The organism is Actinoalloteichus spitiensis RMV-1378 (assembly GCF_000239155.1).
GTDB classification, from domain to species: Bacteria; Actinomycetota; Actinomycetes; order Mycobacteriales; family Pseudonocardiaceae; genus Actinoalloteichus_B; species Actinoalloteichus_B spitiensis.
Map to the genome: position 1 here is coordinate 1 of NZ_AGVX02000436.1, position 12,818 is coordinate 12,818.

The following is a 12,818-nucleotide window of genomic DNA, read 5'->3' on the forward strand; positions in this document are numbered from 1 at the left end:
CCGGCTGGCACCGCGTTCCGTTCGGGGCGGGCGGCCGCCGGCCGCGGCGCGACGGCGGTCTCCTCCGCCCTGGTCGCCCGCGCCGAGCCCAGGCGCACGAACTTGTAGCCGACGTTGCGGACGGTTCCGATGAGCTGCTCGTGCTCGGGCCCGAGCTTCGCCCGCAGCCGCCGGACGTGCACGTCGACCGTGCGGGCTCCGCCGAAGAAGTCGTAACCCCAGACCTCCTGGAGCAGCTGGGCCCTGGTGAAGACGCGGCCCGCGTGCTGCGCGAGGTACTTGAGCAGCTCGAACTCCTTGTAGGTCAGTTCGAGCGCGCGTCCGCGCAACCTGGCCGTGTAGGTGGACTCCTCGATGACGAGGTCACCGAAGGCGACCACGTCGCCGTCGCCGTCCCGCTGGCGTCCACCCCGGCCACGGACCAGGCGGAGTCTCGCCTCGACCTCGGCCGGTCCGGCGGTGGGGAGGAGGAAGTCCGCGACGCCCCACTCCTCGGTGAGGGCGACCAGGCCCCCCTCCGGGACGATCACCACGACCGGCGACTCGGCACCGGCCCCCTCGAGCAGGGCGCAGAGGCGCCGCGCCTCGGCGAGGTCGGTGGTGGCGTCCACCAGGACGAGGTCGCTGGCCCCTCGGTCGACGAGCGCGAGGGGTTCCAGGGGAGCCACCTGCACCCAGTGCGGCAGCAGCGACAGCGCCGGTAGGACGGCGTGCGGGTTCGTGGCGGAGGTGAGGAGCAGGATCTCGAAACCAGCCATGCCGTGGCCTCCCTTCGTGCCGGCCACGGCGAGCAACGTCACGACCGGCGTACCAGGCCTCGTTGCCCTCCGAACATGAGGGAGTATAAGCACCGTGACCCGCTCGAAACGAGAGCTGACCGCGCATGTCACAGCCGTGACACGGGATCGCGTGCGGTTACGCGGCGTACACCTGCCGGGGCCCTCGGCGGGCTGCCCGCCCCCCGGTCGTGCCGACACCGCCCTCGTGGTCGCGCACGGCTTCACCAACCACAGTGCCACCCCGGCGATGGACCGCCTCCTGCGCCGGCTCGCCAGGCACGCGGCGGTCTTCGCCTTCGACTTCCGAGGGCACGGCCGTTCCGAGGGCACCACGAGCGTGGGCGACCGGGAGGTCCTGGACATCGCCGCCGGCGTGGAGTTCGCCCGCAACTGCGGCTTCCGGCACGTCGCCACCCTGGGTTTCTCCCTCGGCGCCGCCGTGGTGCTGCGGCACACCGCGCTGAGCGACCCCGCCCACCGGCCCCAGGCCGTCTGCGCGGTGAGCGGCCCCGCCCGGTGGTGGGTCCGGGACACCGCTCCCATGCGCCGCGTGCACTGGTTGTTGGAACAGCCGGCCGGAAGACTGGTGGCCCGGTCGCTGGGGGTGCGGCTCGGCGAGCCGTGGCGGGACGTGCCGCTCTCCCCCGTCGAGCTGGCGGACCGGGTCGCGCCGACGCCGCTGCTGCTCCTGCACGGGGAGCGGGACCACTACCTGCCCTCCGACCACGCGGTGGCGCTGCACGACGCCGCCGGAGAACACGGCGAGTTGTGGCTCGAACGGGACATGGGGCACGGCGAGGGGGGCATGACCCCCGCCCTCGCCGACCGGGTCGCCCAGTGGCTGCTCCACCACGCGGTTCCGCCGCCTCGCCACCGCCACCTCATCAAGACGGGAATGTCCGGTTGAAAAAGTTAGTCATCGCGATCGTCATCCTGGCCGGGCTGCTCGTGGTCGCCGACTTCGGCGCGGCCGCCGCCGCCGAATACCAGGTGTCCAACCGTCTCCGCCACGTCCTCGGCCTCGCCGACGACCCGGAGGTGCGGGTCAACGGTTTCCCGTTCCTCACCCAAGCGGCGGCCGGCGACTTCCGGGACGTCCAGGTCTCGGCGAACGGGGTCCCGGTCGGTGAGCTGCGCGACGTGGGTGTCGAGGCCACCCTCCGCCACGTCCGGCTCTCGCTGTCCGACGTCATCGGCGGCTCCCTCCAGGAGGTGCGCATCGACGAGGTCGAGGGGCGGGTCCGCCTGCGGGCCAGCGACCTCGGCCGGGTGATCGGCATCCCTGACCTGCGGATCGAACCCGCACCCCCTGAGGAGGTCGAGGAGGCCGGAGGCGGGGCCGAGGAGGCCGGGGACGAGGCCTCCTCGGCCGGGGACGCCACCACCGCCGCCGTCCAGCTGACCGGGACCATCGACCTGGCCGGGGAACAGGTGGAGGTCTCGGTGATCGGGACGATCTCGCTCACCGGCGGCACCCAGGTGCGGATCTCCCCGAGCCGGCTGGCGGTCGACGCGGGCGGCACCGGCCCGGTGGAACTCGCTCCCCAGCTCCAGCAGTCCCTGCTGGGCTCGTTCAGCACGACCGTGGAGGCGGGCAACCTGCCGCTCGACGTCACCCCCACCGCGGTGCGGGTGGAGAGCGGAGCGCTGCTGGTGGCCGGCTCCGCCACCGACGTGGTGATCCGGAACGGGTGAGTGGCGCTGGACACGGGCCTGGTCGGACTGCTCGCGGCCCTCGCCGCCGCCGGCGGCCTGGGAGTGGTCCACCGGGCACGGCAGGGCCGGCCTCGCACGGTGGCCCGGAGGGGGGAGAACGCGGTGACAGGCGTACCGGAGCGCGTCCGTGAGCTGGCCGCCCGCCTGCTCGCGGGCCCGGAGGAGGACGGGCGCCCGGCCACCGTGGCCCTCGTCCAGCTCTCCAGCACCTTCTGCGCACCGTGCCGGCACACCAGGGTCGTGCTGGCGCGCCTCGCCCGGTCCACTCCCGGGCTCCGCCACACCGAGCTCGACCTGGCCACCGCACCGGAGGTCGGCGAACGGCTCCGGATCAGCCGGACGCCGACCACGCTCGTGCTGCGGGCCGACGGCAGCGAGGCGTTCCGCTTCACCGGTGTCCCGAAGCAGGAGGCGCTCGCCGAGGCGCTGGCTCCGCTGCTGGCGGCGTCCCCTCCCCCCGCCGGGCCGGCCTGAGCCTCCCCCGGGCGGGTGGCCGCTCCTGTTCGGACCACGACGAGCACCGGGGCGGTGCTGGCCCGCCGCTGGCCCTGACCCGGTCCGGCGCGCCAGCGGCCGTCGCGTGAACACCCGTTTCGGATGGTGGGAAGCCTTCCCGCGTCCCGGGCGTTCGGGTAACCTCGATCCCGTGCCTGTACTGCTGCTGACCAAGCGACGCGCGGTCGACCTGTGCCGCGTCGCGAGCAGCCTGTGTCGCACCTGCTGACCGGGCGGTAGCAGCAGCCCAGCCGCGCGGCACGAGCGGTGGCCCACCAGCCACGCCGTGCCTCCGCGCGCGGGTCGCCCCCACCGCCCCTGACGGACTTCGCCGAGATGTCGTCTCACCGTCAGGAGGCCAGCATGTCCGTTGAGCAGACCGTCGACCCGCGCGGTGCGCGGTTCTCCGCCCTGGTGACCAGTGTGGTCCTGGGAGTCGTCCTGCTCACCGGGAGCTGGCGCCTGCTGGCCGCGCAGGTGGTGCTGTTCGCGATGTGCGCGTTCGTGAGCCTGCGGCTGAACCCGTGGGGGCACGTCTACCGGCGGACCATCCAGCCCAGGCTGCGGTCGGACGTGAACCGGGAGGACAGCGGTCCGCTCCGGTTCGCTCAGGGGGTGGGCTTCGCCTTCTCCCTGCTCGGGTTGATCGGCTACGCGAGCGGACTCACGTCGCTGGGTGTCGCCGCCACCGCCGTCGCCCTGACCGCCGCCCTGCTCAACGCGGTGTTCGGTCTCTGCCTCGGGTGCGAGTTGCACGCGCTGGTCCGGCGCGCCGTCCTCGCGAGGAGCACGCGCGCCGAGCCGACCGGACACCCCACGACCGACAGCCCCTAGTACCCACCGAAACACCGAGGAGCCGCCAGATGAGCCGCGAGAACGTCCTGGTCTCGACCGAATGGGCCGAACGGAACCTGAACACCGAGGGGGTCGTGTTCGCCGAGGTGGACGAGGACACCACCGCCTACGACGGTGGCCACATTCCCGGCGCCGTCCGGTTGGACTGGAAGGAGGAGCTCCAGGACCACGTCCGACGCGACTTCGTGGACCGGTCGGGCTTCGAGAAGCTCCTGTCGGAGAAGGGCATCGCGAACGACGACACCGTGGTGCTCTACGGCGGCAACAACAACTGGTTCGCCGCGTACGCCTACTGGTACTTCAAGCTCTACGGGCACCAGGACGTGCGGCTGCTCGACGGCGGCCGCAAGAAGTGGGAGCTGGACGGCCGGGAGTTGACCAAGGAGGTCCCGGTCCGGGAGGCCACCACCTACACCGCCTCCGAGCAGGACCTCTCGCTGCGGGCGTTCCGCGACGAGGTCGTCGAGGCGATCAACGTGAAGAACCTCGTCGACGTCCGCTCCCCCGACGAGTTCGCCGGCAGGCTGCTGGCGCCGGCGCACCTGCCGCAGGAGGCGGCCCAGCGGGCCGGTCACATCCCCAGCGCGATCAACGTGCCCTGGAGCAAGGCCGCGAACGAGGACGGGACCTTCAAGTCCGACGAGGAGCTCCGGGCGCTGTACGAGGAGGCCGGGCTCGACGGCTCCCGGCCGACCATCGCCTACTGCCGGATCGGCGAACGCTCCTCCCACAGCTGGTTCGTGCTGCGGGAGTTGCTGGGCCACCAGGACGTGAAGAACTACGACGGGTCGTGGACCGAGTACGGCTCGCTGGTCGGGGTGCCCGTCGCCAACCCCTCGGAGGTGTCCTGACGATGGAGGGATGTGGAGCTCCCCAGCAGTCGGCCGAGCCGGTTCGGGACAGCGGGGACCAGGTCGTCGTCACCGGTCGGGTGCTGGCCGGTGACGAACCGGTGGGTGGCGCCTACGTCCGGCTGCTCGACAGCGGGGGCGAGTTCACGGCGGAGGTCGTCTCGGCCGGCAGCGGTGACTTCCGCTTCTACGCGGCCCCGGGGGCCTGGCGGGTGCGGGCCCTGCACCGTGCCGGGACCGGCGAGGCCCTGGTCACCGCGGACGGTGTCGGCGTCCACCGCACGGACGTCGTGCTGAGCTGAGCACGGCCGCCGGAAGGGGCACCGGCCGGGTGGGCTCGCTCGACCGGCTGGTGCCTCCCCGGGCGGTGTCACGTCGGGTCCCGGTCCGGCGGCCCCGCCGGGGGCCGGTCCACCATGACCTTGCCTACGTTTGTCGTCGTGCCCGGAACGTCATGGGTATGCTCGGCGTGTGGGATGGGAATGGTTCTTCACCGGTCTGCTGGGGCTCGCCACGGTGCTCGTACTGTGGTTCGCCGTGTACGTCATCTACCGGCTGTACTCCGACCAGCGCTGACCCGGGACCGCGGAAGTAGCTATGTCGACGCCAGACCAGCCCGGGACCCGCAGTGGTGACGAGGCGGTGCGCAAGGCCGAGGAGCGCGCCGCGAGCACGCGGGACCGGAACATCCCCGAGTTCGACGACCTGCCGTCGACCCCGGACACCGCGAACCTGCGGCTCGGACCCAACCTCAACGACGCCTGCCTGTCCCTGCTGCCGCTGGTCGGGGTGTGGCGCGGTGACGGCGTTGCGGAGCACCCGTCGCTCGACGAGCCCTACCAGTACCGCCAGCAGGTGACGTTCGCCCACGACGGCCGGCCGTTCCTCTACTACGAGGCGCGTTCCTGGTTGTTGGACTCGGACGGCGAGCTGATCGGCCCGGGAGCCCGGGAGGTCGGTTGGTGGCGTCCGCAGCCGGACGACACCATCGAGCTGCTGTTGGCCCACTCCGGTGGTGTGATGGAGCTCTTCTACGGGCGGCAGCGCAACCAGACGTCCTGGGAGCTGACGACCGACACCGTGCTGCGGACCGCGTCGGCGGAGGAGGTCAGCTCGGCCCACCGGCTGTACGGCATCGTCGAGGACGGCGACCTCGCCTATGTCGAGGAGCGGTCGTTGGCCGGCCAGCCGCCCAAGCCGCACATCTCGGCCCGGCTGCGCCGCGTCGTCGGCTGACCGAGCCCCCACGCCGGAGCGGCCGGGTGCCCACCGGGCGCTCCTGCTGACCGGAAGCGGTGGGGTGCTCTGGCCGCCGTTCCCGGGAGACGCCCGGCCACCGGGGCCGGGCCCCGGCACCTCGCTCCCACGGCCCGACCACCCTCGGGGTCGACGCCGGGCCTCCGGGGCCGGCCGGGACCACCGCGCCGCCCTCCCCCGGCTCACATCCGGTACTCCGCGGCGAGCAGGTCGGTGAGTTCGGCGTGCAGCGCGGCCCGCGTCCCCGTGTCCGGCAGCTCACGCCCGTCCAGGGTCCTGACCAGGGTCAACTGGCGGACGCTTGACACCAGCCAGAGACCGTCCGCGGCGGTCAGCTCGTCCACGCCGACCGGTTCCACGCTGGTGGTGAACCCGGCCCGTTCGGCCGCCCGGAACAGGGCCAGCTGGGTGGTGCCGACGAGGATGCCGCTGTCCGGTGGCGGGGTGCGCAGGTGGCGTCCCTCCGCGATCACGACGGTTGACGTCGGTCCCTCCAGCACGCTCCCGTCGGTCGCCACGAAGACGACCTCGTGGGCGTCGCGGCGGGCCGCCTCCCGGAGCGCGGCCATGTTGACGGCGTAGGAGAGCGTCTTCGCCCCCAGCAGCAGCCACGGCGCCCGTGTCATCAGATCGGGGGCGTACCCCCGGTCCAATGTGATCGCGGCGACGCCCTGCTCCCTCCTGCGCAGCACCTCGGGGGCGACGGCGACGCCCATCGCCCAGGCGGTCGGGGTGCCGTCACCGCCTTCGACGCCCCGGGTGCACACGAGTTTGAGCGCCATCTCCCCCGGCTCGTGCCACGCCCCCAGCACCGCGTGGACACCCCGTTCCCAGTCCTGCCTCGGTGGCAGGGGGAGGTCGAGCAGCGCCGCCGAGCGGGCCAGCCTGTCCAGGTGGGGGCCCAGCTCACGCGGGCGACCGTCGACGACCAGGATGGTCTCGAAGACGCCGTCCCCGCGCAGCGGCCCCAGGTCGTCGGCTCGCAGCAGTGGGGCGGTGTGGTCGACGATCGTTCCGTCCAACAGCGCCAGCACGGTCATGGCTGCAGACGATACGACCTCGGCGACCTCACCCGGTGGCCGGTCGGGCCGCCCCGGCGACCTCCCCGGGCGCGGCCCGGAGGTGGTTACCATCGGGCGGGTGGGCCTCGCGGGGACGGCCCGGCCCGTCACGGCGCGGCTCCCACGGCAGGTCGCCGTGCCCACTGCCCGACGAACCGCGCCGGGGCTTCCGGTTCCCGACGGGCTCGCGGCCACCGAATCGGAGGACTGAACTCATGGCAGACCCGACCAGCGGGTCCCCGACCACCTACCGCTCTCCCCTGTTGGAGCTGCCGAAGGCGGTGCCGGCCCCGGACGACTCGCCGGACAGCGCGGTGCCCTGGCACTTCGGTGATCCCTTCGTCGAGCAGCGGGCCGCGGAGACCGGCGCCGTCGTGGTGGACCGCTCCCACCGGCAGGTGATCGCGGTCCCCGGCGAGGACCGGCTCAGCTGGCTGCACCTGCTGATCTCCCAGCACGTCACCGAGCTGCCCGAGGGGGCCGGGACGGAGGCGCTCATCCTCGACAGCCAGGGGCGGGTCGAGACGCACCTGCTGCTCGCCCACCTCGACGGCTGTGTGTGGATGGACACCGATCCCGGGAGCACCGTGACCGGGGCCCGCCAGCAGCCAGACCAGCCGGTGCTCCAGTACCTGGAGGAGATGCGCTTCTGGTCGAAGGTGGAGCCGAGGGACGCCAGCGACGAGTACGCGGTCCTGTCGCTCATCGGGCCGGAGGTCCCCGCGATCCTGGAGGGCGTCCTCGGCTCCGTTCCGCCGGCGCCGTCCGACGCGAACCAGCACCCGGTCGCCGCCCTCCCGGGAGGTGGCGTGGTCCGGGTGGTGCCCTGGCGCACCGCACCGACGGCCGACCTGCTCGTGCCGAGGGGCGAGCTGCTCGACTGGTGGCGCCGTCTCGGCGAGCTCGGCGCGCGTCCGGCGGGCAGCTGGGCGTACGAGGCGCTGCGGGTAGCGGCGCTCCGCCCCAGGGCGGGGCTGGACACCGATGGTAGGAGCATTCCGCACGAACTCGGCTGGATCGGGGGTGCCGCCCACGTCGCCAAGGGCTGTTACCGGGGCCAGGAGACGGTGTCGAAGGTGCACAACGTGGGCCGTCCGCCCCGCCGTCTGCTGCTGCTGCACCTCGACGGGACTCCGGAGCTGCTGCCGGAGCCGGGCGACCCGGTGACCTCGGAGGGCAGGTCGGTGGGCCGGGTCGGTACCGTCGCCCGCCACCACGAGCTGGGCACGATCGCGCTGGCCCTGGTCAAGCGGTCGGTCCCGGTCGGTCGTGAACTCACCGCAGGCATCCCCGAACGGGAGGTCGCCGCAGCGGTGGATCCGGACTCCGTGCCGCCGGAGACCGGCGAACCGCCGGGGCGGGTCGCGGCGCAGCGCCTGCGGGGTTGAGCCGCCCGGCGTAGCGGCGAGGCCGCCCCGCCCCGCTGTCTTGATCTTGGCGGGGCGGCTTCTCGATCGCGTTCCGCCGCCTGTGCCAAGATGCCGGAATGGCTTCTCCGACGGCGCGGCCGCCCAAGCCCGGCACGATCATCACGGTCGCCCCTACCGGTTCGGTCCACCGCCCCGCCGAGGTCCCGAACCTGCCGGTGTCCCTGGACGAGCTGGTGGCCACGGCGCGGAACTGCGAGCAGATCGGGGCGAGCAGGGTGCACGTGCACGTGCGGGACCCGCGAGGCGAGCCGTCCCTGGACCTGGGTCGGCTGATCGACACCGTCTCCGCCCTCCGCCAGGAGACGACGCTGGTGGTACAGCTGGCCACCGGTGCCGTGGGCTCGACCGACGAGGACGAGCGGCTCCGGGTGCTGGAGGCGATGCCGGACATGGCGTCCTGCCCCCTCGGGTCCGTCAACGTGGGAGACCACGTTCTCGCCAACCGCTGGCCCTTCGTGGTCGAGTGCCACCGCCGGATGCGGGATCGCGACATCGTCCCCGAGTACGAGGCGTACGACCTGGGTCACCTGACGGCCCTGCGCCGGCTGCTGGTCGAGCACGGCCCGCCCGCGGGCCGGGTCCACGTCAACCTGGTGATGGGGCTTCCCGGTGGCATGCCCGGCGACGCGGACACCGTCGTGGCCGCGGCCCGGCTGCTCCCCCCGGGGGCGAGCCTGTCCGTGATGGGCCTCGGACGGGTGGGGTTGCCGGTGATGCTGGCCGGCCTCGCCGTCGGCGGGCACCTCCGGGTGGGTATGCAGGGCACATTGTCCTATGCCGCCGGCGAGCGGGTGCGGGACAATGCACAACTGGTGGCCAGGGCGGCCGGCCTGGCCAGGATCGCGCAGCGGCCCCCGCTCTCCCCCACGGCGGCACGCGAGTTCCTCGGAGTACGCGCCGTGGACGGCGGCTGACCCGTGGACGCGCCGGACGGCGAGCGGCCCGGCGGGTGACCGCAGGACCGCACTTGGGTGGGCACGACGATGAGGCTGAAGGTGTCGACATGATCGAGGTACGACCAGGCGGGCGCAGGAGGATCGACCGCGTACTGGCCCCCGACTACCTGACCGGCGTTCGTGACAGGTCGCTGGCGGAGGTCCGTGAACTGCGGGACGAGGCGGCCCAGGAGGAGACGGACCTGTCGTACCTGCGCCGGTTGCTGCACGCCCGCATCGACATCGTGGTGGCCGAGCAGCGGCGGCGCACCGAGGGCGGTTCCGCGTCCGTGGTGGAGCAGCTCGCCCTGATCCTGTCGCGCAACGCGATCGGCCCGGCGACGGGGTCCGGGCGCTACCAGAACCCGGAGCCCTCCAGGGCGGAGTCCCACCGCCGCCACGTCGAGGCGCTGGTGTCCGACGTGGACCTCTCGGACGTCACCTCGCTGCCGGACGAGAAGCTGGCGGAGGCCGCCGAGGGGTACTCGGCGGAGGAGGAGTCGGTGTCCCTGCGCCGCCGCCAGGTGCAGACCGTGGTGGACACCCTCAACGAGGAGATCGCCCGGAGGTACCGGGAGGGCAGGGCCTCGGTCGACGAGCTGCTCGCCAGGGAACGGCACACCCCCGGTCAGGAGCCCGGCTGAGCTGGCCCGGTGGCGGAGCTGGTCGTCGGCGCGACCGAGTGGCGAGCCCAGTAGGCGGTGTTCCGTAGCATCCGGGTGGTGAGTGTGCCCCTGGTAGAGGTCGTCAGGTCAGGTTTTCGGGAGAGCGTCCACCACGGTTCGGTGGCGTTGCTGGACGCGGCGGGACGGGACGCCGGCAGCCTCGGGGAGGTCCTGGCCCCGGTCTCGCCACGGTCGGCCAACAAGCCCCTCCAGGCGCTCGCCATGCTGCGCAGCGGATTCGCCCCCCTCTCGGACGCGGACCTGGCGCTGTCGTGCGCCTCGCACAGCGGTGAGCCCGACCACGTGGCCCGGGTGCGGGGGCTGCTGGCCACCTACGGGTTGACCGAGGCCGCGTTGCGCTGCCCGCCGGACCTCCCGCTGTTCCCGGCGGCCCGGGACCGGGTGTTGGCGGCCGGCGGCGGGCCGGCGGCGGTGACGATGAACTGTTCCGGCAAGCACGCGGCGATGCTGGCCACCTGCGTCCACAACGGCTGGCCGACCGAGGACTACCTGTCCGTCGACCACCCGCTGACGGCGGCGGTGTCCGAGACCATCGCCGAGCTGACCGGTGAGCGCCCGGGGCCGCCCGGGGTCGACGGGTGCGGGGCACCCCTGTTCACCCTGTCCCTCACCGGACTGGCCCGGGCCTACTCCCGGCTCGTCACCGCGCCGCCGGGCAGCCAGGAGGCGCGGATCGCGCACGCGATGCGCGCTCACCCCCGGTTGGTGGCCGGGACCGGCCGCGAGGACACCCTGCTGATGTCGGCGGTCCCGGGGTTGCTGTGCAAGATCGGCGCCGAAGGCGCGTGGGCACTGGCCTTGCCGGACGGGCGGGCGGCCGCCCTGAAGATCGACGACGGGGCTTCCCGTGCCCGGCAGCCCGTCGGCGTGGGCGCGCTCCGCGCGTTGGGAGCGCCCTGGACGCGGGAACTGGCGGAGCTGGCGGAGGTCCCCGTCGAGGGCGGTGGCCGTCAGGTCGGCTCGGTGCGGCTGCTCCCCGGCGTCCTCAGTTGAGCCGTTCCCGGGTGGCCACCTCGGTCCAGAAGTCCCGCAGCTTCTCGTACCGGATGGCGACCTCCTCCGGGTTCTCACCGCCGAGCGCGGCGAGCGCCTCCTGGACGTCGGCCGCCGAGGTGTCGTGGATGAGCGTGTCATCGTCGAGCAGCTGGACCAGCCCACCGTAGTCGAGCTCCACCGCTGACCCCGGGTCGAAGTGGTCCAGCCAGCGGGAGGTGTCCCGGAGCAGCGCCGCCGGCCCGTCGGTGCCGAGCGTGTCCTCCAACCGCTGCCGGGCCTTCTCGGCCCGTTCCACGGCGCTCAGCATCGGTACCCGCCAGCACACCCGCCGGTTGGCGTCCCCCAGGGGAGTCAGCACCACCTGGCGCTCCTCCTGCCGAACCAGCGCGAACCACGGCAACGGGACCCGCCAGGTCGCCGTGACGACGTGGACGGCGCCGCCCAGCACCCCGGAAACCGCCGCCGTCGCCCGCGCCCGCGCCACCTCGGGTGGCACGTCGACCGCCGCGCGCAGCAGCGGGGGACTGGCGCTGCCGAGGAACCCGACCAGGCCGGCGGCGGCCCTGGCGCGGACGTCCTGCGGGCACACGAGCGGGCCTGGGCCGACCTCCACCGAGGGGTATCCGGCGACGTCCTCCGGGTCGAGGACCAGAACACCCGGAACGTGCTGCCCGGGGTCCGCTCCGTCCGGGCCGTCGAGGGGCAGCAGGCGGCGCGGCTGGGACGTCTGTGAACGCAACCACAGTTCGCGTTCCCAGTCGCCCACGGTTCCCGGGTCGAGCGGGCCGTCCCGCAACGCCCGTTCCACGGCCGAGCGTGACTCCCCGTGGAAGGCGGACAACGGTTCGTACACCCGGAGGTAGGCGACGAACGGACGAGGCACGAGCAAATCCTGTCATGAGCAGGGACGGTGGGGGCGAGCGGTGGGGACTGCGTCACGTAGAACGGATGCCACGTCGCATCTACCCCGGCAGTCACGGTACGGTAGTGGGCAGGAAAAGCTGTCGAGACGATACGGGGCCGCCGTTCCCCCGGCCGCCCCGTTCCTGTGCGAGGGGGTCGAGCCATGGGGCGCGGCCGAGCGAAGGCCAAGCAGACAAAGGTGGCCCGGGAGCTCAAGTACAACACCCCCGCCACGGACTTCGATGCCCTGCAGCGCGAGCTGTCGGGCACCGGGTCCTCTGGCGACCGGTCGGACAACGACCGACCCGATGACTCGTACGACGACTGGTACGACGACTACCGCCGCTGATTCGGTTGGCTGCTCAACCGAACGACGGGGTGTGAACCCCGTGGGGGTGTTGTGGCAGCCACTCGAATCGGTCGGGTCTCGTCACGGGTCCGGGGTCCTTGTACTACGGGGCCTTGCCGGAGCAGCAAGCACCACGCGCGACAGGACCAGGTGAGAAACCTGGTCCTGTCGCGCGTGATGCCCGGGCTGGTCCGGTGCCGTCCGCCCACCGGGCTTCGGTGCGGCGGCGATTTCGCATGTCCTGGTGCGGGAGGTCGCGCAGTCGCGGCGTCGACGCGCTCCCCTGGTCCCGCACATCCACCGGGGACGTCCCGGCTCGCCTGGTGACCCCGCCGGCCCGGCCGCGGGTGCTCGGGGTGCCGGCCCGTGCGCCGACGACGGCGTACCGGCGGTGTTCTGGTTCCCCGTGCCCCTCCCCGTCCGCGCCGGGCCTGTGCGCGGGGCCGGGCACTACCTGGTCGGCCGGCGCCCTGACGGCGGCCTGCCGCCCCACGGCGGCGGATCC

The 12,818-nt window shown here is 73.2% G+C and carries 17 protein-coding genes; 14 read left to right on the forward strand and 3 right to left on the reverse strand.

The annotated features are described in order from the left end of the window. On the reverse strand, window positions 1–758 hold a 758-nt coding region (locus tag ACTIDRAF_RS0218505), incomplete at its 3' end, for a winged helix-turn-helix transcriptional regulator (RefSeq protein ID WP_026066254.1). Between the two features lie 136 nt (window positions 759–894). Between ACTIDRAF_RS0218505 and ACTIDRAF_RS29695 the strand changes: the two genes are divergently transcribed. From ACTIDRAF_RS29695 to ACTIDRAF_RS0218545, 8 genes are all read left to right on the forward strand, one after another. Further along, the gene (locus tag ACTIDRAF_RS29695; RefSeq protein ID WP_157163128.1) at window positions 895–1,686 is read left to right on the forward strand and encodes an alpha/beta hydrolase family protein; all 792 of its coding nucleotides are present in this window, start codon (window positions 895–897) and stop codon (window positions 1,684–1,686) included. After that, window positions 1,683–2,474 carry an LmeA family phospholipid-binding protein gene (locus tag ACTIDRAF_RS0218515; RefSeq protein ID WP_016700217.1) on the forward strand — a complete coding sequence of 264 codons (792 nt, stop codon included), beginning with the start codon at window positions 1,683–1,685 and terminating at the stop codon, window positions 2,472–2,474. The genes ACTIDRAF_RS29695 and ACTIDRAF_RS0218515 overlap by 4 nt, the downstream gene beginning before the upstream one ends. Then, entirely contained in the window at window positions 2,475–2,969 is a 495-nt protein-coding gene (locus tag ACTIDRAF_RS0218520; RefSeq protein ID WP_016700218.1) for a thioredoxin family protein, read from the forward strand. It abuts the gene before it with no gap. 172 nt (window positions 2,970–3,141) lie between these two features. Beyond that, window positions 3,142–3,219 (forward strand): putative leader peptide, encoded by a 78-nt coding sequence (locus ACTIDRAF_RS35605; protein WP_425359127.1) that lies wholly within the window; start codon window positions 3,142–3,144, stop codon window positions 3,217–3,219. 134 nt (window positions 3,220–3,353) lie between these two features. Continuing rightward, complete coding sequence (locus tag ACTIDRAF_RS0218525; protein ID WP_016700219.1) at window positions 3,354–3,824, forward strand: DUF4395 domain-containing protein; 471 nt, start codon at window positions 3,354–3,356, stop codon at window positions 3,822–3,824. A 29-nt stretch (window positions 3,825–3,853) separates the two neighbouring features. Then, entirely contained in the window at window positions 3,854–4,696 is an 843-nt protein-coding gene (locus tag ACTIDRAF_RS0218530; RefSeq protein ID WP_016700220.1) for a sulfurtransferase, read from the forward strand. A gap of 2 nt (window positions 4,697–4,698) precedes the next feature. Further along, window positions 4,699–4,998, forward strand: coding sequence for a DUF1416 domain-containing protein (locus ACTIDRAF_RS0218535; RefSeq protein WP_016700221.1), 300 nt, complete (start codon window positions 4,699–4,701; stop codon window positions 4,996–4,998). Between the two features lie 295 nt (window positions 4,999–5,293). After that, entirely contained in the window at window positions 5,294–5,932 is a 639-nt protein-coding gene (locus tag ACTIDRAF_RS0218545; protein ID WP_016700223.1) for a heme-binding beta-barrel domain-containing protein, read from the forward strand. Between the two features lie 203 nt (window positions 5,933–6,135). Here the strand turns inward: ACTIDRAF_RS0218545 and ACTIDRAF_RS0218550 are convergent, their stop codons facing one another. Further along, window positions 6,136–6,993, reverse strand: coding sequence for an aminodeoxychorismate lyase (locus ACTIDRAF_RS0218550; RefSeq protein WP_016700224.1), 858 nt, complete (start codon window positions 6,991–6,993; stop codon window positions 6,136–6,138). 236 nt (window positions 6,994–7,229) lie between these two features. On the opposite strand from ACTIDRAF_RS0218550, the gene ygfZ reads away from it, so the two are divergent. From ygfZ to ACTIDRAF_RS0218570, 4 genes are all read left to right on the forward strand, one after another. Then, window positions 7,230–8,402 carry a CAF17-like 4Fe-4S cluster assembly/insertion protein YgfZ gene (ygfZ, locus tag ACTIDRAF_RS0218555; protein ID WP_016700225.1) on the forward strand — a complete coding sequence of 391 codons (1,173 nt, stop codon included), beginning with the start codon at window positions 7,230–7,232 and terminating at the stop codon, window positions 8,400–8,402. 98 nt (window positions 8,403–8,500) lie between these two features. Further along, window positions 8,501–9,358, forward strand: a complete 858-nt coding sequence (locus ACTIDRAF_RS0218560) for a beta-keto acid cleavage family enzyme (RefSeq protein ID WP_016700226.1) — start codon at window positions 8,501–8,503, stop codon at window positions 9,356–9,358. 89 nt (window positions 9,359–9,447) lie between these two features. Continuing rightward, window positions 9,448–10,023: an RsiG family protein gene (locus ACTIDRAF_RS0218565; protein WP_016700227.1), complete on the forward strand. Its 576-nt coding sequence runs from the start codon at window positions 9,448–9,450 to the stop codon at window positions 10,021–10,023. A 75-nt stretch (window positions 10,024–10,098) separates the two neighbouring features. After that, on the forward strand, window positions 10,099–11,058 hold the full coding sequence (locus ACTIDRAF_RS0218570) for an asparaginase (protein ID WP_211215378.1): 960 nt from the start codon (window positions 10,099–10,101) through the stop codon (window positions 11,056–11,058). On the opposite strand, the gene ACTIDRAF_RS0218575 is transcribed toward ACTIDRAF_RS0218570, so the two are convergent. Continuing rightward, window positions 11,051–11,944 (reverse strand): DUF8083 family protein, encoded by an 894-nt coding sequence (locus tag ACTIDRAF_RS0218575; protein WP_016700229.1) that lies wholly within the window; start codon window positions 11,942–11,944, stop codon window positions 11,051–11,053. The two genes, ACTIDRAF_RS0218570 and ACTIDRAF_RS0218575, sit on opposite strands and share 8 nt — an antisense overlap. Window positions 11,945–12,127: 183 nt before the next feature. Between ACTIDRAF_RS0218575 and ACTIDRAF_RS0218580 the strand changes: the two genes are divergently transcribed. Then, window positions 12,128–12,313: a DUF3073 domain-containing protein gene (locus ACTIDRAF_RS0218580; protein WP_016700230.1), complete on the forward strand. Its 186-nt coding sequence runs from the start codon at window positions 12,128–12,130 to the stop codon at window positions 12,311–12,313. 244 nt (window positions 12,314–12,557) lie between these two features. Then, a partial coding sequence (locus ACTIDRAF_RS34550) for a hypothetical protein (protein WP_211215379.1) occupies window positions 12,558–12,818 on the forward strand: 261 nt, incomplete at its 3' end.

Excerpts from the sequence above, each read along its gene's own strand:
- ACTIDRAF_RS0218525 (WP_016700219.1), top strand. The coding sequence starts at position 3,354 with ATGTCCGTTGAGCAGACCGTCGACCCGCGCGGTGCGCGGTTCTCCGCC.
- ACTIDRAF_RS0218530 (WP_016700220.1), top strand. The coding sequence starts at position 3,854 with ATGAGCCGCGAGAACGTCCTGGTCTCGACCGAATGGGCCGAACGGAAC.
- ACTIDRAF_RS0218535 (WP_016700221.1), top strand. The coding sequence starts at position 4,699 with ATGGAGGGATGTGGAGCTCCCCAGCAGTCGGCCGAGCCGGTTCGGGAC.
- ACTIDRAF_RS0218545 (WP_016700223.1), top strand. The coding sequence starts at position 5,294 with ATGTCGACGCCAGACCAGCCCGGGACCCGCAGTGGTGACGAGGCGGTG.
- ACTIDRAF_RS0218550 (WP_016700224.1), bottom strand. The coding sequence starts at position 6,993 with ATGACCGTGCTGGCGCTGTTGGACGGAACGATCGTCGACCACACCGCC.
- ygfZ (WP_016700225.1), top strand. The coding sequence starts at position 7,230 with ATGGCAGACCCGACCAGCGGGTCCCCGACCACCTACCGCTCTCCCCTG.
- ACTIDRAF_RS0218560 (WP_016700226.1), top strand. The coding sequence starts at position 8,501 with ATGGCTTCTCCGACGGCGCGGCCGCCCAAGCCCGGCACGATCATCACG.
- ACTIDRAF_RS0218565 (WP_016700227.1), top strand. The coding sequence starts at position 9,448 with ATGATCGAGGTACGACCAGGCGGGCGCAGGAGGATCGACCGCGTACTG.
- ACTIDRAF_RS0218580 (WP_016700230.1), top strand. The coding sequence starts at position 12,128 with ATGGGGCGCGGCCGAGCGAAGGCCAAGCAGACAAAGGTGGCCCGGGAG.